The 19,719-nt window shown below is 69.4% G+C and carries 19 protein-coding genes; 8 read left to right on the top strand and 11 right to left on the bottom strand.

Annotated elements, in window-relative coordinates; genetic code table 11:
* The first annotated feature begins 157 nt into the window (after positions 1-157).
* Complete coding sequence (locus ACFYZL_RS07535; protein WP_388677589.1) at positions 158-1,279, top strand: GDSL-type esterase/lipase family protein; 1,122 nt, start codon at positions 158-160, stop codon at positions 1,277-1,279.
* 41 nt (positions 1,280-1,320) lie between these two features.
* Here the strand turns inward: ACFYZL_RS07535 and ACFYZL_RS07530 are convergent, their stop codons facing one another.
* Positions 1,321-1,710, bottom strand: coding sequence for a VOC family protein (locus ACFYZL_RS07530; RefSeq protein ID WP_384756697.1), 390 nt, complete (start codon positions 1,708-1,710; stop codon positions 1,321-1,323).
* Between the two features lie 114 nt (positions 1,711-1,824).
* On the opposite strand from ACFYZL_RS07530, the gene ACFYZL_RS07525 reads away from it, so the two are divergent.
* Together ACFYZL_RS07525 and ACFYZL_RS07520 are read left to right on the top strand one after the other, a co-directional pair.
* Complete coding sequence (locus tag ACFYZL_RS07525; RefSeq protein ID WP_388677004.1) at positions 1,825-2,196, top strand: hypothetical protein; 372 nt, start codon at positions 1,825-1,827, stop codon at positions 2,194-2,196.
* Between the two features lie 9 nt (positions 2,197-2,205).
* Positions 2,206-2,418 carry a hypothetical protein gene (locus ACFYZL_RS07520; protein WP_388677001.1) on the top strand — a complete coding sequence of 71 codons (213 nt, stop codon included), beginning with the start codon at positions 2,206-2,208 and terminating at the stop codon, positions 2,416-2,418.
* Positions 2,419-2,481: 63 nt separating this feature from the next.
* Here ACFYZL_RS07520 and ACFYZL_RS07515 read toward each other — a convergent pair whose 3' ends face one another.
* On the bottom strand, positions 2,482-4,479 hold the full coding sequence (locus tag ACFYZL_RS07515; RefSeq protein WP_384756703.1) for an ATP-binding protein: 1,998 nt from the start codon (positions 4,477-4,479) through the stop codon (positions 2,482-2,484).
* Between the two features lie 170 nt (positions 4,480-4,649).
* On the opposite strand from ACFYZL_RS07515, the gene ACFYZL_RS07510 reads away from it, so the two are divergent.
* Complete coding sequence (locus ACFYZL_RS07510; RefSeq protein ID WP_384756706.1) at positions 4,650-5,708, top strand: Lrp/AsnC family transcriptional regulator; 1,059 nt, start codon at positions 4,650-4,652, stop codon at positions 5,706-5,708.
* Between the two features lie 158 nt (positions 5,709-5,866).
* On the opposite strand, the gene ACFYZL_RS07505 is transcribed toward ACFYZL_RS07510, so the two are convergent.
* The 7 genes from ACFYZL_RS07505 to ACFYZL_RS07475 all read right to left on the bottom strand — a co-directional run bounded on the left by ACFYZL_RS07505 (position 5,867) and on the right by ACFYZL_RS07475 (position 11,872).
* Complete coding sequence (locus ACFYZL_RS07505) at positions 5,867-7,267, bottom strand: nucleobase:cation symporter-2 family protein (RefSeq protein ID WP_384756709.1); 1,401 nt, start codon at positions 7,265-7,267, stop codon at positions 5,867-5,869.
* A gap of 348 nt (positions 7,268-7,615) precedes the next feature.
* On the bottom strand, positions 7,616-9,019 hold the full coding sequence (locus ACFYZL_RS07500) for an 8-oxoguanine deaminase (protein ID WP_388676998.1): 1,404 nt from the start codon (positions 9,017-9,019) through the stop codon (positions 7,616-7,618).
* A 214-nt stretch (positions 9,020-9,233) separates the two neighbouring features.
* Positions 9,234-10,157 (bottom strand): factor-independent urate hydroxylase, encoded by a 924-nt coding sequence (pucL, locus tag ACFYZL_RS07495; protein WP_384747269.1) that lies wholly within the window; start codon positions 10,155-10,157, stop codon positions 9,234-9,236.
* Between the two features lies 1 nt (position 10,158).
* Positions 10,159-10,551 (bottom strand): hydroxyisourate hydrolase, encoded by a 393-nt coding sequence (uraH, locus tag ACFYZL_RS07490; protein WP_388676994.1) that lies wholly within the window; start codon positions 10,549-10,551, stop codon positions 10,159-10,161.
* A 2-nt stretch (positions 10,552-10,553) separates the two neighbouring features.
* Complete coding sequence (gene uraD, locus ACFYZL_RS07485) at positions 10,554-11,072, bottom strand: 2-oxo-4-hydroxy-4-carboxy-5-ureidoimidazoline decarboxylase (protein ID WP_384747275.1); 519 nt, start codon at positions 11,070-11,072, stop codon at positions 10,554-10,556.
* 153 nt (positions 11,073-11,225) lie between these two features.
* Complete coding sequence (locus ACFYZL_RS07480; protein ID WP_384747277.1) at positions 11,226-11,624, bottom strand: helix-turn-helix domain-containing protein; 399 nt, start codon at positions 11,622-11,624, stop codon at positions 11,226-11,228.
* Positions 11,621-11,872 (bottom strand): thiamine-binding protein, encoded by a 252-nt coding sequence (locus ACFYZL_RS07475; protein WP_384747280.1) that lies wholly within the window; start codon positions 11,870-11,872, stop codon positions 11,621-11,623. Before ACFYZL_RS07475 ends, ACFYZL_RS07480 begins: the two co-directional genes overlap by 4 nt.
* Before the next feature lie 125 nt (positions 11,873-11,997).
* On the opposite strand from ACFYZL_RS07475, the gene ACFYZL_RS07470 reads away from it, so the two are divergent.
* The 3 genes from ACFYZL_RS07470 (at position 11,998) to ACFYZL_RS07460 (ending at position 15,465) form a co-directional block, all read left to right on the top strand.
* Positions 11,998-12,831 (top strand): TIM barrel protein, encoded by an 834-nt coding sequence (locus ACFYZL_RS07470; protein ID WP_384747281.1) that lies wholly within the window; start codon positions 11,998-12,000, stop codon positions 12,829-12,831.
* A gap of 74 nt (positions 12,832-12,905) precedes the next feature.
* On the top strand, positions 12,906-13,796 hold the full coding sequence (locus tag ACFYZL_RS07465) for a 2-hydroxy-3-oxopropionate reductase (RefSeq protein ID WP_384747284.1): 891 nt from the start codon (positions 12,906-12,908) through the stop codon (positions 13,794-13,796).
* Positions 13,797-14,007: 211 nt separating this feature from the next.
* Positions 14,008-15,465, top strand: coding sequence for a catalase (locus tag ACFYZL_RS07460; RefSeq protein ID WP_384592809.1), 1,458 nt, complete (start codon positions 14,008-14,010; stop codon positions 15,463-15,465).
* 433 nt (positions 15,466-15,898) lie between these two features.
* On the opposite strand, the gene ACFYZL_RS07455 is transcribed toward ACFYZL_RS07460, so the two are convergent.
* Positions 15,899-17,026, bottom strand: coding sequence for a hypothetical protein (locus ACFYZL_RS07455; RefSeq protein ID WP_384747287.1), 1,128 nt, complete (start codon positions 17,024-17,026; stop codon positions 15,899-15,901).
* A gap of 140 nt (positions 17,027-17,166) precedes the next feature.
* On the opposite strand from ACFYZL_RS07455, the gene ACFYZL_RS07450 reads away from it, so the two are divergent.
* Positions 17,167-17,550: a hypothetical protein gene (locus tag ACFYZL_RS07450; RefSeq protein WP_388676987.1), complete on the top strand. Its 384-nt coding sequence runs from the start codon at positions 17,167-17,169 to the stop codon at positions 17,548-17,550.
* A gap of 127 nt (positions 17,551-17,677) precedes the next feature.
* Here the strand turns inward: ACFYZL_RS07450 and gcl are convergent, their stop codons facing one another.
* Complete coding sequence (gene gcl / locus ACFYZL_RS07445) at positions 17,678-19,465, bottom strand: glyoxylate carboligase (RefSeq protein ID WP_384747293.1); 1,788 nt, start codon at positions 19,463-19,465, stop codon at positions 17,678-17,680.
* Between the last annotated feature and the right edge of the window lie 254 nt (positions 19,466-19,719).

Here is a 19,719-nt window from a genome sequence, read left to right as displayed (position 1 = left end):
GTTGCCACCGGCCGGCGGTACCCCCACTTCCCAGCCATGCAGCGGAGTCGTTGCCGACTTCGGCATGGCCGAACGCAGGAGTTCCGCAGTGATCGGATTCCGCACCGCAAGCAAGGACCGGGCCCGCCGTCGGGTGCGACGACTGACCGGGGCCGGGATGGTCCTGCCGCTTGCCGTCGGGGCGCTGCTGGCAGGCGGGGCGGGGACCTCCGCCGCGAGCACCGGGAGCGGCCCCACCGCCGTGGTGTCCATGGGCGACAGCTACATCTCCGGCGAGGCCGGGCGCTGGAAGGGCAACAGCCTCACCAACACCGGCAGCCGGGGCGGCACCGACCGGGCCTGGGTCAGTGGCAGCACGTACGACCCCGCCAAGGTGTACGGGACGACCGCCGGCGGGTGTCACCGGTCGGACTCCGCCGAGGTGCGCAGCGCCGGTGGGGTGGCCGACGTGGCCGTGAACCTCGCCTGCTCCGGGGCGGTCTCGCAGAACGTCTTCCGGGCGGCCAACGGCGGTGTCCCCTTCAAGGGCGAGGCCCCGCAGGCCGATCAGCTCGCCGCGGTGGCCGCGAGCCACGACGTCAAGGTGATCGCGCTGTCCGTCGGCGGGAACGACCTGGGCTTCGCCGACATCATCAAGGAGTGCGCGTACGACTTCGTCCTCTGGAACTCGTACTGCTACGACGACCAGCAGGCCGTGGTCGACGGGAAGATCGACGCGGCGATGGCCGGGGTCGGCAAGTCCGTCGACGAGATCCGGGCCGTGATGCGGGCGGCCGGCTACGCCGACTCCTCGTACCGGATCGTGCTGCAGTCCTACCCGTCGCCGATCCCGCGCGGCGCGGAGAACCGGTACACGCAGAGCGACTGGAGCCGGCTCAACAGCGGCGGCTGTCCCTTCTGGAACCGGGACTCGGACTGGGCGCGGGACTCCCTCGTGCCGCAGATCGCGAACCGCATCAAGGGGGTCGCCGCGGCCAAGGGCGTGCAGTTCCTGGACCTGCGCGACATGCTCCAGGGGCGCGAGGTGTGCGCGAAGGCGAGCAAGCCGGTGAGCTCGACGGTGCCGGCCTCGGCGAAGACGAGCGAGTGGGCGCGCTGGATCGACAGCAGCGAGACCCAGGGCCTGGTCCAGGAGTCCATGCACCCGAACTTCTACGGCCAGTTGGCGGCGGGTCGCTGCCTCGCCCTGGCGCTCGCCCAACCCGCCGCTTCGAGCGTCGGCTGCAAGAACACCGCGGGCGCCGACGAGACGGGGATGTACCTGACCCCGGCCCCGTAGGCAGACGGCGGGGCCGCGGTCCGGCGGCCGCGGCCCCGCTCCTACATCGACTCGCTGAGCACGGACAGGACGTTGCCCGCCGGGTCCTTGAACCAGGCGATGGCGGCGGGCCCGTCGTCCTGGCGGACGATGCCCTTGGCATCGGCCTCGAACCCCTCGTAGCGCTCGAAGCGGACGCCCTTCGCGGTGAGTTCGTCGACCGCCTCCTCGACGTCGGCCACGGCGAAGTTGAGGATCGTGAAGGTCGCGGGCTCGTGGTCGTCCTTCGCGTAGACCATCACCTTCGTGCCGCCGGCGAGGTGCAGCGTCAGGAGCGGCATCCGCGGCTCGTCCTCGGTGACGCGGAGCCCGAGCGTGCCTCCGTAGAACTCCTTGGCCCGACCCAGGTCGTCGACGGAGAAGCCGCTGAACGCCTTGGTGTCCTCGAACATGATCCCTACCTCGATCCGCCGCGCGCCCCTCTTCCCAGTCTGCTCCCGGGTCCCACCGCCGTCGACCGGGAAATGGGGTGATCGCCCGGGGGCTCGGCCGGCATGCTCTCGCGCATGGCAGTTCGCAACGCACGTCCCAGTCTGTACGTCTCCGTCGACATCGAGGCCGACGGACCCATTCCCGGACCGTATTCGATGATCAGCTTCGGAGCGGCGGTCGCCGGCCGGCAGGACGGCGACTCGTATACGGCCGCCGATCCCGAGCGGCTCACCTTCTACCGGGAGCTGCGTCCGATCAGCGACGCGTACGTGCCCGAGGCGCTCGCAGTCAGCGGACTGGACCGCGACCGGCTCGTCCGCGAGGGCGAGGACCCGGCGGCCGCCATGGACGCGTTCCGCGCCTGGGTGCGCGAGGTGTCGGCGGAGGCGGGCGCGCAGCCCGTGATGTGCGGCTATCCGGCCTCCTTCGACTGGACCTTCCTGTAGTGGTACCTGATGCGGTTCGGCGGGGACAGCCCCTTCGGGCACTCCGGCTGCCTGGACATGAAGACCCTGTACGCGACGAAGGCGCGGGTGCCGCTGCGGGCCGCGGTCAAGGGCCGGATGCCGCGCGAACTGCACTCCTCGCGCCGGCACACGCACCACGCGCTCGACGACGCCGTGGAGCAGGCCGAACTGATGAGCAATCTGATGCTCTGGACGCCCTGACGACCGAGGCCCCGAGGCCCCGAGGCCCGACGCCCGACGCCCGACGCCCCGACGCCCCGACGCTCAGGGGTCCGGGAGCAGGCTGAGCAGCGGTGTGCGGGCGCCCTCGCGGAGGGCCGAGCGGAAGGCCTCCGGGGCGAGCCGGGCGCGCAGGACCCGTTCGGCCCGGGGGGCCGGGGCGGCGGCCGGGCGGGTGCGGGAGACGCAGCCGAGCAGTCGCGCGGCCTCCGCGTACCGTCCCCGGTCCGCCTCCAGTTCGGCGAGCGATTCCGCCGCGAAGGCCTGGCCCACGCCGTCGCCGAGGGCGATCAGGGCCCGCAGGGCGCGCAACAGGGCGGCCCGGGCCGCGGCCTCGTGGCCCTCCCGGCGGTGGACCACGGCACGGGCGAAGTCACTCCAGGCACGCGCCCACGGATCGGCGGAACGGCCCGTCGGCCCCGGGGGCGGGCCGGGCGGGCGCCCGGGCGGGGTGTCCTCGGCCGGGACCGACGACGGGTCGGTGTGGGCGAGCGCCATGGTGTGCGCGGCTCGCAACGCCTCCCGGCCGGGCCCGAACTCCGCTACCTCCGGCAGCAGTTCCAGACCCTCCAGGAACTCGCCGGCGGCGTCCTCGTACCGCTCCTCCCACAGCGCGACCGTGCCCCGCACGTGCGCGAGGTAGGCGAGGCAGGTGTCCTCCCCCTCCTGCACGGCCGCACTCCACGCCTCGACCAGCAGCGGGTCCGCCGCGGACGCCTCGCCGCGGCTCGCCACCAGCCAGGCGGCCAGCCACAGCGCGCGGGCCGGTCGCGGCGCCGGATGCAGGGCGAGGGCGCGTTCCACATGGCGCCGACCCTCCTCCGTCAGCCCGCACGCGGACCACAGGAACCACAGCGACACGGCGATCTCCAGGGCGGCGGCCGGGCCGGTCGCGGACAGCGGGTTCATCGCCGCCCGCAGCTCCGGCAGCTCCCGCAGGGCCAGTTCCCGAGCCTCCCGCTGCGCCCCGTCCCGCCACAGCTGCGCCGCCTTCTCCGCCAGCACCCGGCAGCGCTCGTGGTGCCGCCGGGCCGCCGTCGCCCCGTCCCCGGCCGGGCCGTGCGCGAGCCGCCGGGCCGCGTGGGCTCGTACGGAGAGCGGCAACCGGTAGCGGCCCGGCCCGCCGTCGACGAGCAGACCGGGGACGAGGTCCCGCAGCACCTCGGCGGCGCCCTCCCGGGTGAGCACGCCGAAGCCGCACACCTCCGCGGCGGCCGCCAGGTCGAAGGAGCCGGCGAACACGGAGAGCCGCTCCCGCACCAACCGCTCGGCGGGCGGCGCCAGCCGGTACGAGCGCTCCGCGTCGACCCGGGTGCCCCGCCCCGCGCCGCCCGCGAGGAAGGTCAGCGGGTCCGCGGCCAGCCGCCGCAGCGCCTGGTCGGGGGCGTACTGGTGGGAGCGTCCGGCGGCGAGCTCCAGCGCGCCCGGGATCCCGTCCAGGGCCCGGCACAGGGCCGCCACGTCCGCGGCGTTGCGTTCGGTCAGCCCGAAGAAGGGGTCGGCGCCCCTGGCCCGTTCCTCGAAGAGCCGTACGGCCGCGTACCCTGCGATCTCGGCCACCGGCATCCGGCGCGCGGGTCCGGTGGGCCCGCCGGCCGCCACGGGCCCCGGCGGCAGCGACAGCGGCGGGACGGCCACCTCGACCTCCCCGCGCAGCCACAGGCGGCGCTGTGAGGTGGCCAGAATCCGCAGCCCGGGAAGCTCGGCGAGCAGCCGCCCGGCCAGGCCCCGGGCCTGCTCGGGGAGTTGCTCGCAGCCGTCGAGCACCAGCAGCACCTCGCGACCCGTGAGCGCGGCCGCCAGCCCGGCCTCCAGCTCCGGCAGCCGCGTCGGATCCAGCCGGACCGGCTCGGCCCAGCACACGTCGATGCCGTCGCTGCTGGTCAGGGAACGTACGGTGCGCACGGCGAGCCGGGTCTTGCCGATGCCGGCCGGGCCGGTGAGGGTGACCAGGCGTTCGACCGCGAGCAGTTTCGCGACGGCGGCCAGCTCCCGTTCCCGGCCGATGAAGCTGGACAGCTCCGCGGGCACCGTCTGGCGCATGCCCGAGCCGGCCTCCCCCACAGATCCTCCCCCGATGTCCTGAATACGCCTGCGACAGCCCGGGTGAGCTGTTCAATGCAGGAAGAGAGATGATCGGCCGAAAGTCCGGATGACCGAACGGCTACCGGGAGATCCACCAGGTGAGGATGATGAATTCGGCCATTTCCGCCATGGACGACTTGGACCGGGCGCTCGTCCACGCGCTGCAGCTCGCCCCGCGCGCCAGTTGGGAGCGGTTGGGACCGGTGCTCGGCGCCCGCCCGGACACCCTCGCACGCCGCTGGGAGCGGCTGACGGAGTCCGGCGAGGCATGGATCAGCGGTATCGGTCTGCGCACGGGCAGCACGCCTCCCCGGATGGCCTGGGTGGAGGTCACCTGCACGGCGGGCACCTCTCCGGCGGTGGGCGCCGCACTCGCCGGCGATCCGCACGCCCTGGGCGTGGAGCACCTCACCGGTGGCCGTGACCTGCTGGTCTTCGTGGCGGTGCCGGACCTGCACGCGCTGTACCGGTACCTGTCCTTCCGGGTGCAGCTGATCCCCGGGGTGGTCTCGACCCGGTCCTCGGTGGTCACGGCCGTGCACTACGCCCCCGACCGCTGGCGCCTGGACCAGTTGACCCCGGCGCAGAGCGACCGGCTGACCGGGCGGACCGGCCGGACCCGCCGCCCGCCGGGCGGACCGTTCTCGGCGGCCCCGTCGGCCACGGCCTCGATCGCGGCGGAGGAGAGGCCGCTCGTCCTGGCCCTGGCCTCCGACGCGCGGCGCAGCGTGGCCTCGCTGGCCAGGGAGTTCGCCATGAGCGAGTCGACCCTGCGCCGGCGCCTGGCACGGCTGGAGGCGGGGCAGGGCCTGCGCTTCAGCAGTGCGCTCGCGTCGGGGCTGTCGGGGTGGCCGGTCGCGGCGACGGTGTGGGCGGAGGTGGCCGAGTACGAGGTGGCGGACTGCGCGGCGGCGGCCGCGGGACTGCGCGAAACGCGTATGTGCATGTCCGTGAGCGGGCGCTGGAACTTCGTGATCAGCGCGCGGCTGCGCACGCTGGAGGACCTCTCGCGCTACACCTCCGACCTCACCAGGCGGCTGCCCGGGCTGCGGATCACGGACTCGGCCGTGTCGCTGTACGTACGCAAGTGCGAGGCGCAGGAGTTGGACCACGAGGGCCGCCGGATCCGGACGGTCCCGCCGGACATCTGGTCGGACCCGGCACCGGACTCCTCCCGGACGGTCTGAGGGGCCCGGGTCGTCTCTTTTGGATCTTGCCGGGCAGCGCGGGTCAGGCAAGATCCGAAAGAGACGGCCCGGGAGGGCGGACACGGCTGTGCGCACGCCACACCCGCAGTGGGTGACGTGCGCACAGCCGTGAACGGTTCGTACGGGGCCGGGCCGGGTCAGTGCACGGGCACCGGTTCCGGACCCGAGGCCAGGGCGGCGTCCTTCTTGGCACCGAGGTGGTTGAAGCCCAGGTTGAGCAGGATCGCCACGACGCAACCGGTGCTGATGCCGGAGTCGAGGACGACGAGGAGGTCCTTCGGGAAGGCGTGGTAGAAGTTCGGCGCGGCGATCGGGATCAGGCCGATGCCCACGGAGGCGGCGACGATCAGGGCGTTCTCGCCCTTCTCCATGGCGGCCCCGGCCAGGGTCTGGATTCCGCTGGCGGCGACCGATCCGAAGAGGACGATGCCGGCGCCGCCGAGGACGGGCAGCGGGACCACGCCGATGACGGAGGCCGCCATCGGACAGAGGCCGAGCAGGATCAGGATCCCGCCGCCGGCGGCGACGACGAACCGGCTGCGCACCTTGGTCATGGCGACGAGCCCGATGTTCTGGGCGAAGGCGCTGCACATGAACCCGTTGAAGAGCGGGCTGAGCGCACTGCCGAGGGTGTCGGCGCGCAGGCCCCCCTCGATGGTCTTCGAGTCCGCCGGACGACCGACGATCTTGCCGAGCGCCAGGATGTCGGCGGTGGACTCGGTCATGCAGACGAGCATGACGATGCACATCGAGATGATCGCGGCGACCTGGAACTGCGGGGCGCCGAAGTGGAACGGGGTCGGGAACCCGACGACCGAGGCGTTCTTGACGGCGTCGAAATTGGTCATGCCGAGCGGGAGCGCGATCAGCGTGCCGGCGACCAGGCCGAGCAGGATGGAGATCTGCTGGAGGAAGCCGCGCAGGAACTTGCGCATCAGCAGGACGATGACGAGGGTGAGCGCGGCCATGCCGATGTTCTTCATCGAGCCGTAGTCGGCGGCGGTGCGGTTCCCGCCCTGCGACCAGTTGAAGGCGACGGGCAGGAGCGAGACGCCGATCAGGGTGATGACCGTGCCCGTGACGACCGGCGGGAAGAAGCGGACGAGCTTGCCGAAGTAGGGCGCGGCGAAGAATCCGAGGATTCCGGCGACGATGATCGCGCCGAAGATGACGGGGATCGCGTTGTCCCCCTCCCCCTTGCCTATCGCGATCATGGGGGTGACACCGGCGAAGGAGACGCCGTTGACGAAGGGGAGCTTGGCGCCGATCTTCCAGAACCCGAGGGTCTGGAGCAGGGTGGCGAGGCCGGCGGTGAAGAGGGACGCGCCCATCAGGAAGGCGGTCTCCGTTGCCGAGAGGCCGACGGCGGGGCCGACGATCATGGGCGGGGCGACGACACCCGCGTACATGGCCGCCACGTGCTGGAGCCCGCTGGTGACCATCTTGAGCGGGGGAAGGGTCTCATCGACCGGGTGTTTGTCCCCGGAGCCCTCTGGTACTGCGACTGCTTCTTTGCGAAACCTGGGCGGCAGGGCCACGGCTTCCTCCGGTCGTTATTTAGACACGTCGCCAAGGACATGGGTTCAGGGAGGTGGTGCGAAAGCTGTGCGAGTCGAGCCTGTATGGAGTTGTGGTGGTGCGAATGCTTTTCCCAAGGGGTGCGGAAACGACGGCGGAACGGTTCGCCCAAAACGGTTCTGCTGCTGTTCCCACGCGTGGCGGAGCCGTGAGGCAACGCTGTGTGGAGATGCCGGATGGCAGGTTTCACCGCCCCCGGGGGCGCCCGAGGAAAATCCTCGGGCGCTCCCGGGAACGGCTGCCGCGGACCCCGCTCGGGTCCGCGGCGACCGGCCGGGGGCCGTCCCCCCCGGCCGGACTCCGTGGGGTCAGGCCTGCGCGGTGATCCGCGCGAGGCGCTGGGCCTCTTCCCGCGTGGACGCGGCGATGGCGTCCTCGTCGGCGAAGAGGAGTCGGTTGTCCTCGACGATCTGCTTCCCGTTGACGAACGAGGCCGTCACCGGGGCGGCCGCACCGAAGACCAGCGCGGTCACCGGGTCGGCGATCGAGGAGTGGAGGAACGTGCTCAGGTTCCACAGCACCAGGTCGGCGCACTTGCCGACCTCCAGCGAACCGATGTTGTCGGCGCGGCCGAGGACCTGGGCGCCACCGTACGTACCCAGGCGCAGGGCCTGGCGCGCGTTCAGGGCGCGCTCGCGGTGGATCGGGTTCAGGCGGTTGATCAGGAGCGCGTTGCGCAGCTCGGTGTGCAGTTCACCGGACTCGTTGGAGGCGGTGCCGTCCACGCCGAGGCCGACCGGAACACCGGCGGCGAGCATGTCCGGGACGCGGGCGATGCCGGCGGCCAGACGGGCGTTGGAGGAGGGGCAGTGCGCGACACCGGTCTTCGTACGGGCGAAGGCCGCGATGTCGGAGTCGTTCATGTGGACGCTGTGGGCCATCCACACGTCCTCGCCGAGCCAGCCGGTGGACTCGAAGTAGTCGGTCGGGCCCATGCCGAAGAGTTCCTTGCAGAACTGCTCTTCCTCGACGGTCTCCGAACCGTGCGTGTGCATGCGCACACCCAGGCGGCGTGCCAGCTCGGCGCCCTGCTTCAGCAGCTCGGTCGAGACCGAGAAGGGGGAGCACGGCGCGACGGCGACCTGGGTCATCGAGTCGAAGGAGGCGTCGTGGTGCTTCTTCACGGTCGCCTCGGTGTCGGCGAGCGCGCCTTCGAGGGTCTCGACGGCGTGGTCCGGCGGCAGGCCGCCGTCCTTCACGCTGCGGTCCATGGAACCGCGGCCGAGGGTGAAGCGGACGCCCATCTCGGAGGCGGCGCGGATGATCGACCCGGAGAGGTCGCCGGAACCCTTGGGGAAGACGTAGTGGTGGTCCATCGCAGTGGTGACGCCACCCCTGGCCATCGCGGCGAGGGAGCCCTGCGCGGCCGTGTACGTCATCTGCTCGTCGATGAGCGCCCAGGTCGGGTAGAGCGCCACGAGCCAGTTGAACAGGTTGTGGTCGGTGGCCAGGCCGCGGGTGATCCACTGGTAGAAGTGGTGGTGCGTGTTGACCAGACCGGGGGTCACGAGGTGCCCGGTGCCGTCGATACGACGGACTACGTTGTCGAGGTTCTCGGGGGCACTGCCCGCACCGATGAACTCGATCTTGTTACCCGCTACGACCACGTGACCCGAGGCGTACTCGGTGTCGTTGGCGTCGACGGTTGCAATCGCACAGTTTTCGATGACGATCCGCTCTGCGGAGGCGTCGATCGCGGAAGATGCTGCCATGGGACTTCCCTGTTTCAGTGGCGATGCGGGCACGGCAAAACCCAGGGGATTTGAGTGCCGGAGCCGGGGGCCTTGGCAGCTGACAGTACTGCCGCCCCATATGTTGCTACCGGGTGCCGATTCATGATCTCGATCATGAAGTTGAAGAGTGTCGCGCTGTCCCGGGGCTACTGCGGAGCCCCGGGACGGCACGTGCCGAGCTTCGACCGGACCCTTAGAGGTTGGTCATGTCCACGGGAATGCGGGCATCCACACCGTCGCGGAGGATCGTGGCCTCGATGAGACCGTAAGGACGGTCTGCGGCGAAGTACACCTCATTGTCGTTCTTGAGGCCGAAGGGCTCAAGGTCAACCAGGAAGTGGTGCTTGTTCGGGAGCGAGAAGCGGACCTCGTCGATCTCCGAGCGGTGGTTGATGATGCGCGAACCCATCTGGTAGAGGGTCTGCTGCAGCGAGAGGGAGTAGGTCTCCGCGAAGGCCTGGAGCATGTGCTTCTTGACCTCGGTGTAGGACTTCTCCCAGTTGGGCATCCGCTGCTCGTCGTCCGACCAGTTGAAGCGCCAGCGACCCGACACCTGGGTGGCCAGGATGCGGTCGTACGCCTCCTGCAGGGTCGTGTACTTGTCCTTCACGTAACCCCAGAACTCGGAGTTCGTGGAGTTCATGACGATCAGGTCCTTGAGGCCGGAGATGACCTCCCAGTTCTGACCGTCGTACGTGATCTGGGTGACGCGGGTCTCCATGCCCTTGCGGACGAAGGAGTGGTTCACCTCATCGGCGCCGATGAACTTGGAGTTGGCGTCGGACGTGGCGATCCGGTCCCAGGCGTACTCCTCGATCCGGATGCGCGCGCGCTTGATCGGCTCCTGGCTGGTGACGAACCAACGCGCCAGGTGGATGCCGAACTGCTCGGCCGACTCGATGCCGTATTCCTTGGCGAACGCGTACACCGTGTTCTTGGTGGTGTCGGTCGGAAGGCAGTTGGCGTTCGAACCGTTGTAGTGGACGTCGTCCATGTCGCCGGAGAGGGCGACCGAGACGTTCAGGTCCTTGATGTGGTGGGTGTCGCCGTCCCGCGTGATCTTGACTACGCGGTTCTCTGCTTTGCCGTACTGGTTCTGGCCCAGAATCGTGGCCATGCTAGCTCCCTCGGTAAACGGAGTAGCCGAACGGGTTGAGCAGCAGCGGTACGTGGTAGTGCTCGCCCGGGTTCACCGCGAAGGTGATGGTGACCTCGGGGAAAAACGTACTGCTGTCCCTTACGCGGGGGGCGTCCTGCTGCGCCTCGGCGGCTTGCTTCTTGGAAAAGTACGTCTCGGTCTCGAAGTCGAGACGCACGTGTGTGGTGCCCTCCGGCAGGGCCGGCAGGTCCTTGCAGCGCCCGTCCGCATCGGTGGCGGAGCCACCCAGGGCCGCCCACTCGCCGCCCGGACCCGTGCGGGCCGACAGGGAGATGGCGACGCCCTCGGCGGGCTTTCCGATGCTGGTGTCCAGGATGTGCGTGGACACCGACGCGGTGGTTTCGGTGCTCATGCTCACGCTCCTTCTTCTACGAGTTCGACGAGTCGGGTCAGGCGGATCTTGTTGATCTTGACGAGCTCACCACGGGCGATCTCTCGCTCCTGTTCCGGCGAGTTGTCGATCCGGACCTTGACCGCGTCCCGCATGAACTCACCGGTCGCACCGGTGGCGCAGATGAGGAAGACGTGGCCGAACTTCTCCTGGTAGGCCAGGTTCAGTTCGAGGAGCTCGTTCTTGAGCTCCTCCGAGGCACCGGCCATGCCACGCTGCTCGCGGGCGGAGGTCGGGTCTCCCGGCTTCGGCCGGCCGATCGGCGCGTGGCCTCCCATGGCCTCGCCCAGGTCGTCCGCGGTGAGCTCCGCCATGGCGGCTTCGTTCGCGGAGAACAGGGAATCGGCGGTGGCGAAGGGGCGCTGGGCGAGCATCTTGCTCCCCCATGCCGAACTGGCGCACACCTCGTGCAGCTCGGCCGTGGCCGCGCTGTCATCCAAGGCGTTGAACCGGGTGAGACCCGGGGTCGGACTCGAAGTCACGGTAGGCCTCCGTGGCCTGTTGTTGCTTGACGGGCTCCGCATAGCTAACGCCCTCGACAACACGGCGTCAACACTTTGTTGAAACTTCGCGTACACAAAAGCCGCCGCCCGGGTGAATTGGGCGGCGGCTCGTCACTGTGGGTGAGTTCACGTTCACGTTTGGCTGTTTTTGCCGGATCCCTTTTGAGCCCCGGCATCCCGGTTCAGGTAGTTGTAGACCGTGAATCGGCTTACGCCCAGTGCGCCCGCGACCGTTTCCACACCGTGCCGCACGGAGAAGGCGCCCCGCGCCTCCAGTATGCGTACGACGTCCTGCTTGGACTTCCGGTCGAGCTGCGACAACGGTACGCCGTGACGGCGCTCCAAGGCGGCCAGGATGTGGTCCAGCGAGTCCGAGAGCTGGGGCAGACGCACGGCGAGCAGCTCCTGACCCTCCCAGGTCAGCACGACGTCGTCGGGCTCCGCGAGGGCCGGATCCATCAGCTCGCCGCCCATCGCGTCGATCAGCGGCTTGACCGCGGTGACGAAGGGGTGGTCGCGGGGCTCGGTCATGGCGTCTCCTCCCCGATCACGTTGACCTGGAGCGAGACGCGCGTCGCGCCGGCCTCCAGGGAATCGCGCAGCAGCGCGCGCACGGCGTCCAGCACGCGCTCGGCCTCACCCTCGGCGGTGTTGCCGAACGGGCCGACGTCCACCGCCTCCAGCTGGGCCTTCTGGATGACCTCGCGGGCCGCCACGGCATGGGCAGGAGCCTCTTCGAGGTCGAAGGGCTCGGTCGTGAACTCCACTCTCAATCGCACGCGGTCAAGCTACCTCCCGGTCAGGATTTTTCGGGAGTCCGCACTTGACATCCCCGCGCAAGCCCATGCAGTCTTCCATCAAGCAGAAACTAACTTCCGCAATACGGAAGGAGCGCACACCCCTCATGGGATACACGGACCAGCGCTTCGATGTGAACCTTTCGATCCTCTTCACGGAACTCCCGCTCCTGGAGCGTCCCGCGGCTGCCGCCGCGGCGGGCTTCACGGCGGTCGAGCTGTGGTGGCCCTGGATCGAGACCCCCACCCCCGCCCAGGAAGAGCTGGACGCCCTCAAGAAGGCTCTTGAGGACGCCGGCACTCAGCTGGTGGGCCTGAACTTCTACGCCGGCCGGCTGCCGGGCCCGGACCGCGGTGCGGTCTCGGTTCCCGGTGAGGAGTCGGAGCGCTTCAACGCCAACATCAACGTGGCGGCGGACTTCGCCGCCTCGGTCGGCTGCAAGGCGCTGAACGCCCTGTACGGCAACCGCGTCGAAGGCGTGGACCCGGCCGTCCAGGACGAGCTGGCCCTGAAGAACCTGGTCGTCGCGGCCCAGGCCGCGGACCGCGTGGGCGCGATCCTCCTGATCGAGACCCTCAACAAGCCCGAGTCGCCGCTCTACCCGCTGGTGAGCGCCCCGGCCGGCATCGAGGTGGTGGACAAGGTGAACGAGGCCACCGGCCTCGGCAACGCCAAGTTCCTCCTCGACCTGTACCACCTGGCGATGAACGATGAGGACCTCTCCGAGGTCATCGAAAAGTACGCCGCCAAGACCGGGCACGTCCAGATCGCGGACAAGCCCGGACGCGGTGCCCCCGGCACCGGAGAGCTGCCCCTCGAAGACCTGCTCGACCAGCTGAAGAAGGCCGGTTACCAGGGTTACGTGGGCCTGGAGTACAAGGCGGCCGACGCCGCCGCGTCCTTCGAGTGGCTGCCGGCCGAGGCCCGCGCCGCCAAGTAAGAGGACGAAGTCCGGGCGATCGGCCAGGCACCTCTCGCACTTTTCGTACGAAGCATTAAGAGAAGGACCTCATCATGAGCAACCTCCCCAAGATCGCGTGGATCGGTCTCGGCATCATGGGCTCCCCCATGGCCGAGAACCTCCTGAAGGCCGGCTACTCGGTCACCGGTTTCACCCTGGAGCAGGACAAGCTGGACCGTCTGGCCGCCGCCGGCGGCACCGCGGCCGGCTCGATCGCCGAGGCCGTGGCCGACGCCGACGTCATCATCACGATGGTGCCCGCCTCCCCGCAGGTCGAGGCCATCTCCTACGGTGAGAACGGCATCCTGGAGAACGCCAAGTCCGGCGCGCTCATCATCGACATGTCGTCGATCACCCCGCAGACCTCCATCGACCTGGCGAAGAACGCCGCCGCCAAGGGCATCCGCGTCATCGACGCCCCGGTGTCCGGTGGCGAGGCCGGCGCCATCGAGGCCGTCCTGTCGATCATGGTGGGTGGCGAGCAGGCCGACTTCGACGCCGCGCTGCCGATCCTCGAGGCCCTCGGCAAGGTCATCGTCCTGTGCGGCCCGCACGGCTCCGGCCAGACGGTGAAGGCCGCCAACCAGCTCATCGTCGCGGTGAACATCCAGGCGTGCGCCGAGGCCGTCGTCTTCCTCGAGAAGTCCGGCGTGAACCTCCAGGCCGCCCTGGACGTCCTCAACGGCGGTCTGGCCGGCTCCACGGTCCTGACCCGCAAGAAGGACAACTTCCTGAACCGCGACTTCAAGCCCGGTTTCCGGATCGACCTGCACCACAAGGACATGGGCATCGTCACCGACGCCGCCCGCAACGTCGGTGCGGCCCTCCCGGTCGGCGCGGTCGTCGCCCAGCTGGTCGCCTCGCTGCGCGCCCAGGGTGACGGTGGCCTGGACCACTCCGCCCTGCTCCGTGCGGTCGAGCGCCTCTCCGGCGCCCAGCTCTGATCTTCCAGAGCACCCCTCCCCTTAGGGGGACCTGAGTTTCCGGATGGCGTCGGTGCTGACACCTGTCCTGTCGCGCCCAAGTGCCGACGCCGTCCGGATTACCTCTCCTCAACTTTGTTCAACAAACTGTTGACGTTTAGTTCATGCCGAAATTAGGCTCCGCATGGCGGAAGACACTTTCCGTCAGCAGTTACCCGTACGGAAGGTCACCATGTCGAAGCGCACGCTGACGACCGAGTCCGGCGCCCCGGTCGCCGACAATCAGAACTCCGCCACCGCCGGCGTCGGTGGCCCCCTGCTGGTCCAGGACCAGCAGCTGATCGAGAAGCTTGCCCGCTTCAACCGGGAGCGCATCCCGGAGCGCGTGGTGCACGCCCGCGGTTCCGCCGCGTACGGCTACTTCGAGGTGACCGACGACGTCACCGCGTACACCAGCGCCGCGTTCCTGAACACGGTCGGCAAGAAGACCGAGACCTTCCTGCGGTTCTCCACCGTGGCGGACTCGCTCGGTGGCGCGGACGCCGTCCGCGACCCGCGCGGCTTCGCGCTCAAGTTCTACACCGAAGAGGGCAACTACGACCTCGTCGGCAACAACACCCCGGTGTTCTTCATCAAGGACCCGATCAAGTTCCCCGACTTCATCCACTCCCAGAAGCGCGACCCCTTCACGGGCAAGCAGGAGCCGGACAACGTCTGGGACTTCTGGGCGCACGCCCCCGAGGCGACGCACCAGATCACCTGGCTGATGGGTGACCGCGGCATCCCCGCGTCGTACCGTCACATGAACGGCTACGGCTCCCACACGTACCAGTGGACCAACGAGTCGGGCGAGGCCTTCTTCGTCAAGTACCACTTCAAGACGAACCAGGGCATCCGCTGCCTCTCGGGCGAGCAGGCCGCCGAGATCGTCGGTTCCGACGCCAACTCGCACCAGACCGACCTGCTGCAGGCCATCGAGCGCGGTGTGAACCCCTCGTGGACCCTGTACGTGCAGATCATGCCCGCCGCCGAGGCCGCGGACTACCGCTTCAACCCGTTCGACCTCACCAAGGTGTGGCCGCACAGCGACTACCCGCTGCAGCGCGTGGGCCGTCTGGTCCTCGACCGCAACCCGGACAACGTCTTCGCCGAGGTCGAGCAGTCCGCCTTCTCCCCGAACAACTTCGTTCCGGGCATCACCGCTTCGCCGGACAAGATGCTCCAGGGCCGTCTGTTCGCGTACGCCGACGCCCAGCGTTACCGCCTCGGTGTGAACCACACCCAGCTGCCGGTCAACGCCCCGAAGGCGACGAAGGCGGAGAACTACGGCCGCGACGGCGTCATGGCGCTGCGCAACGGCTCGCGCCACGACAAGAACTACGAGCCCAACTCGTACCAGGGTCCGGCCGAGACCGGTCTCGCGCTCGGCGCCCCGAAGGCCGTCTCCGGCTACACGGGCACCCACGCCGCGCCGGCCCACACCAAGGACGACGACTTCTTCCAGGCCGGTGAGCTCTACCGCCTGATGTCGGAGGCCGAGAAGCAGCGTCTGGTGGCGAACATCGCCGGCGGCCTGTCTCAGGTCACCCTCGAGGACGTCATCGAGAAGAACCTGGCTCACTTCCACGCCGCCGACGCCGACTACGGCAAGCGCGTCGAGGAGGCCGTCCGCGCCCTGCGCGACGCCTGAGAGCCGCACAGCTGTACCGGGGGTCTGACGGGAGGTCAGGCCCCGGGTACCGAGCCCGACCCGCTTACCCGGATGAGGGGTGGTACGCGGTGAGGGCAGGACGAGGACCGTGGCGAGCGTGCGAGCCAGTGCGGTGGTAATGGGTTCCGAGGCCCGTCTCTTGACCTGAGGGAGACGAAGCCGGAGTTCTCGTCGCCGTTCGCCACGGTCCCAGCCAACTCCTTCCCTTCGTACGGGGGCTACGCACAGAGTCCCCCGCACGAGGCGAAGGAGCCTCCTACTCCGCCCGGCGGTGCGAACGTCCTGTCGCGCCAGCCTCGCACCGTCGGGCGGTAACAACCAGAGCGCCGAGTCACGGACGGTCCCGTGACTCGGCGCTTTGTCGTTCCCGCACGCCCCTTTGCCTCTGGGTGGGCCGGGCCGTGGGCTGCGGTCAGCTCCTTCGGCAGCGATCCCGGAGCTCGCAGATGACGGCCTTCTCGCGCGCGTTGACGGCACCGTCCACCGCGGCCACCCGCTCTGCCACGTCGATGACGTCGCTCAGGTCCCCCGGCTCGGCGTCCAGGCGTCGCCACACCTCGGCGGGATCCATGTCGACGAGGCGAGCGAACCGTTCGTCGACCACCTGGTGCCGCTCCCGGGCCAGCCTCACCAGATGCCGCATCAACAACGCCTCGTCGTCGGTGATCTTCCCGTCCGCCGCGACGACGAGCCACGCGACCCACAGCATCGATTGCGGGTGCCGACTCCGCGTGCACAGCCCCTCGGCGAGTTCGATCACCCGGGCCTCGTTCCGGAAGACGTCCTGCGCGTGCCGTCCCGCGACCAGGGTCGTGTAGCGGTTCAGCACCACCGCGACGGGGACGCCGACCATGGGGATGCCGATCTTGATGACGTTGCGCTGCAGGAGGTACTTGCCGACGACGGGGAGTCCCTTCGCCGTGTGGAGCACCGCTCCCGAGTAGAAGCGCTTGATCAGCGGCCGCACGACGGCCGGCACCGCCTTGACCACGCCCTCCCGGACCACTTCGCCGCTCTTGATCGTGAAGGCCACGCGGATGAGCTTCCACATGTCGTCCGGGTCGGACAGGTCGAGCGGGACCCTGTAGAGGACCGCGATGTCGTGGGCCAGGCGGAGCTGGAGCCGGGTGATGAACGCGACGTCGACCATCATGGTCGCGACGGCGGCCGGGACGGTCGCCGTCGCGGCACCACCCAGGGTTCCGAGGGTGGCGGCGATGGCCGCCGAGTAGGCTCCGGCCGAGAGTCCGCCTTCGAGCGCGGCGTACCGGGCCGCCATCTTGATCCTCTGATCGACGACGGCGTCCGCGGGCACCCCCTCGTACCGCTCCTGGAAGTACTGCCAGTCGACCCTGTCGGTGTAGGAACTCAGGCCCTGGGCCAGGAGCTTGGTGAACCAGCCGCCCGACTTGATGTCGTCCGCGCTCAGCCCTTTGATGAACTCCCGCAACTCGGCCCGCTCGTGCTCGACGGCATCCCGATCGGCACCGTCGCCACCCGCGCCACCCGCGTCGACGGCGTCGATCAGAGCTTCGGTCATGGCGAGTCCTCCCGGGCGGATCGGTGTCCGTTCAGATTGTCAGGTTTCACACAACACCGTTGCCCGCTTGGCACGATGACCGGGTGTCAGGCGGACCGGCCGGCTTCCGCGCGGCGATGGGCCCCTGGTTGAATGACCGGATGGATCTTCAGGCGTTCCGAGCGCTGCCGACGGAGGTCCGGAGCCTGCCGGCGGCCGCCGAGGAACAGGTGCGGCTGCGGGGGCCGGCCGCAGCGAAGTTCGGGGAGTACGCCTCGCGGATGTACCCGGCCGTGGTCCGGGCCGGCTTGGTCGCCGAGCTCGCCGAGGACATCGCCGGCGGTCCCCTCGACGGCAACGGAACCCTCCTCACCTCCGACGAGCTGCGGCACACGCCGTTCGCGACGGCGTACGAGGTCATCGAGGTGCCGACGCACGCGCCGGAGCCGGAGCCGGAGCCCGAGGCGTCGGTGGAGTTCGTGGTCGCGGCGGCGGACGGCCCCATGGTGCTGAGCGCCGTTCCCCTACCCGCCCGGTTCCCGTAGGCCCCCTGGGCCCCGCAGAGCACTCGCGGTGCGCCGGGAAGCGGTGTCCCGCGCACCGTGGGGACGACGCGAACGGCCCCCGCCCCTCCGGAAGGAGGAGCGGGGGCCGCTGGGTGGTGCGGGGTGATCAGACCTGGAGGGACTTGATCGCGGTCGGGGCGTGGCCCGGCTCGGTCGCGAGCTCTTCGAACTCGGTGACGTCGCTCATGTCGACCGTCTTGCTCATCGCGATGTTGGTGACGCGCTCCAGGATGGCCTCGACGACGACCGGGACCTGGAACTCCTGGGCCAGCTTCTTGGCCTCTTCGAAGGCCTCGCCCAGCTTGTCCGGGTCGGTGACGCGGATGGCCTTGACGCCCAGGCCCTCGGCGACCTTGACGTGGTCGACGCCGTAGACGCCGATCTCCGGGGTGTTGATGTTCTCGAACTCGAGGTTGACCTCGAAGTTGATGCCGAGGCCGCCCTGCGCCTGGCGGATCAGACCCAGGTAGGCGTTGTTCACGAGGACGTGGACGTAGGGGACCTTGTGCTGGGCGGCGACCGCCAGCTCCTCGATCATGAACTGGAAGTCGTAGTCACCGGAGAGGGCGACGACCGGGACGTCGGGCTGCGCGGTGGCGGCACCGATGGCGGCCGGGATGGTCCAGCCGAGCGGGCCGGCCTGGCCGCAGTTGACCCAGTGGCGCGGCTTGTAGACGTGCAGGAACTGCGCGGCCGCGATCTGGGAGAGACCGATGGTCGTGACGTAGCGGGTCTCCGGGCCGAACGCCTTGTTCATCTCCTCGTAGACGCGCTGCGGCTTCATGGGGATGTTCTCGAAGTGCGTACGGCGCTGCAGGGTGGCCTTGCGCTCCTGCGCGGAGGCGGCCCAGGCGGAGAAGTCGGGGAGCTTGCCCTCGGCCTTCCACTCCTTGGCGACCTCGATGAAGAGCTCCAGGGCGACCTTGGCGTCGGAGGCGATGCCGAAGTCCGGGGCGAAGATCTTGCCCAGCTGGGTGGGCTCGATGTCGACGTGGACGAACTTGCGGCCCTTGGTGTAGGCGTCCAGGTTGTAACCGGTGTGACGGTTTGCCCAGCGGTTACCGATACCGATGACGGTGTCCGACTCGAGGAAGGTCGCGTTACCGTAGCGGTGGGCGGTCTGCACACCGACCATGCCGGCGGCCAGCTCGTGGTCGTCCGGGATGGTGCCCCAGCCCATCAGGGTGGAGATGACCGGGATGCCGGTCAGCTCGGCGAACTCGACCAGCAGGTCGGAGGCGTCGGCGTTGATGATGCCGCCACCGGCGACGATCAGCGGACGCTCGGCCTCGAGGAGGAAGCCCAGGGCCTTCTCGGCCTGGGCGCGGCTCGCCTGCGGCTTGTAGACCGGCAGCGGGGTGTAGGTCTCGGGGTCGAACTCGATCTCGGTCAGCTGGACGTCGATCGGCAGGTCGATGAGGACCGGGCCCGGACGGCCGGAGCGCATCAGGTGGAAGGCCTGCTGGAAGACACCGGGGACCTGCGCGGCCTCGAGGACCGTGGTGGCGGCCTTGGTGACGGGCTTGGCGATCGTCGCGATGTCGACGGCCTGGAAGTCCTCCTTGTGGAGCTTCGAGACCGGAGCCTGACCGGTGATGCAGAGGATCGGGATCGAGTCCGCGATGGCGGAGTACAGGCCGGTGATCATGTCGGTGCCGGCCGGGCCCGAGGTACCGATGCAGACGCCGATGTTGCCGGCCTGGGCGCGGGTGTAACCCTCCGCCATGTGCGAGGCGCCCTCGACGTGGCGGGCCAGGGTGTGCGCGATGCCGCCCACGTTCTTCAGCTCGCGGTAGAACGGGTTGATCGCAGCACCGGGCACGCCGAACGCTTGTTCGACACCCTCAAGCTTGAGGATCTCAACTGCAGCAGCGGCGGCTGTCATACGAGGCATCAGGTTCTCCTGCGGGTGTGGCGGTCAGGCTTTTCCGTCATCCGGAAGTTTTGTTCTGCTATACGGAACAAGCTAAGCGGCGGCTCTCGCGACGTCAAGGCGGCGGGGCTGCACGGATGCCACCAAAAGCCGCGTCTCGCTCGGTGACTTACACAAATGACCGAGCCGGCGACCGGAAATGGCCCGTCTCCCGCCCCCGCGGTCGCCGGTGGTGGAGCATGGACCTACGCACAGCGACGGAGGGGGTCCAGGTC

This window comes from Streptomyces sp. NPDC001717 (assembly GCF_042892775.1).
In the GTDB taxonomy this organism is placed as follows: domain Bacteria; phylum Actinomycetota; class Actinomycetes; order Streptomycetales; family Streptomycetaceae; genus Streptomyces.
This window is presented reverse-complemented; position numbering and strand designations above follow the sequence as displayed.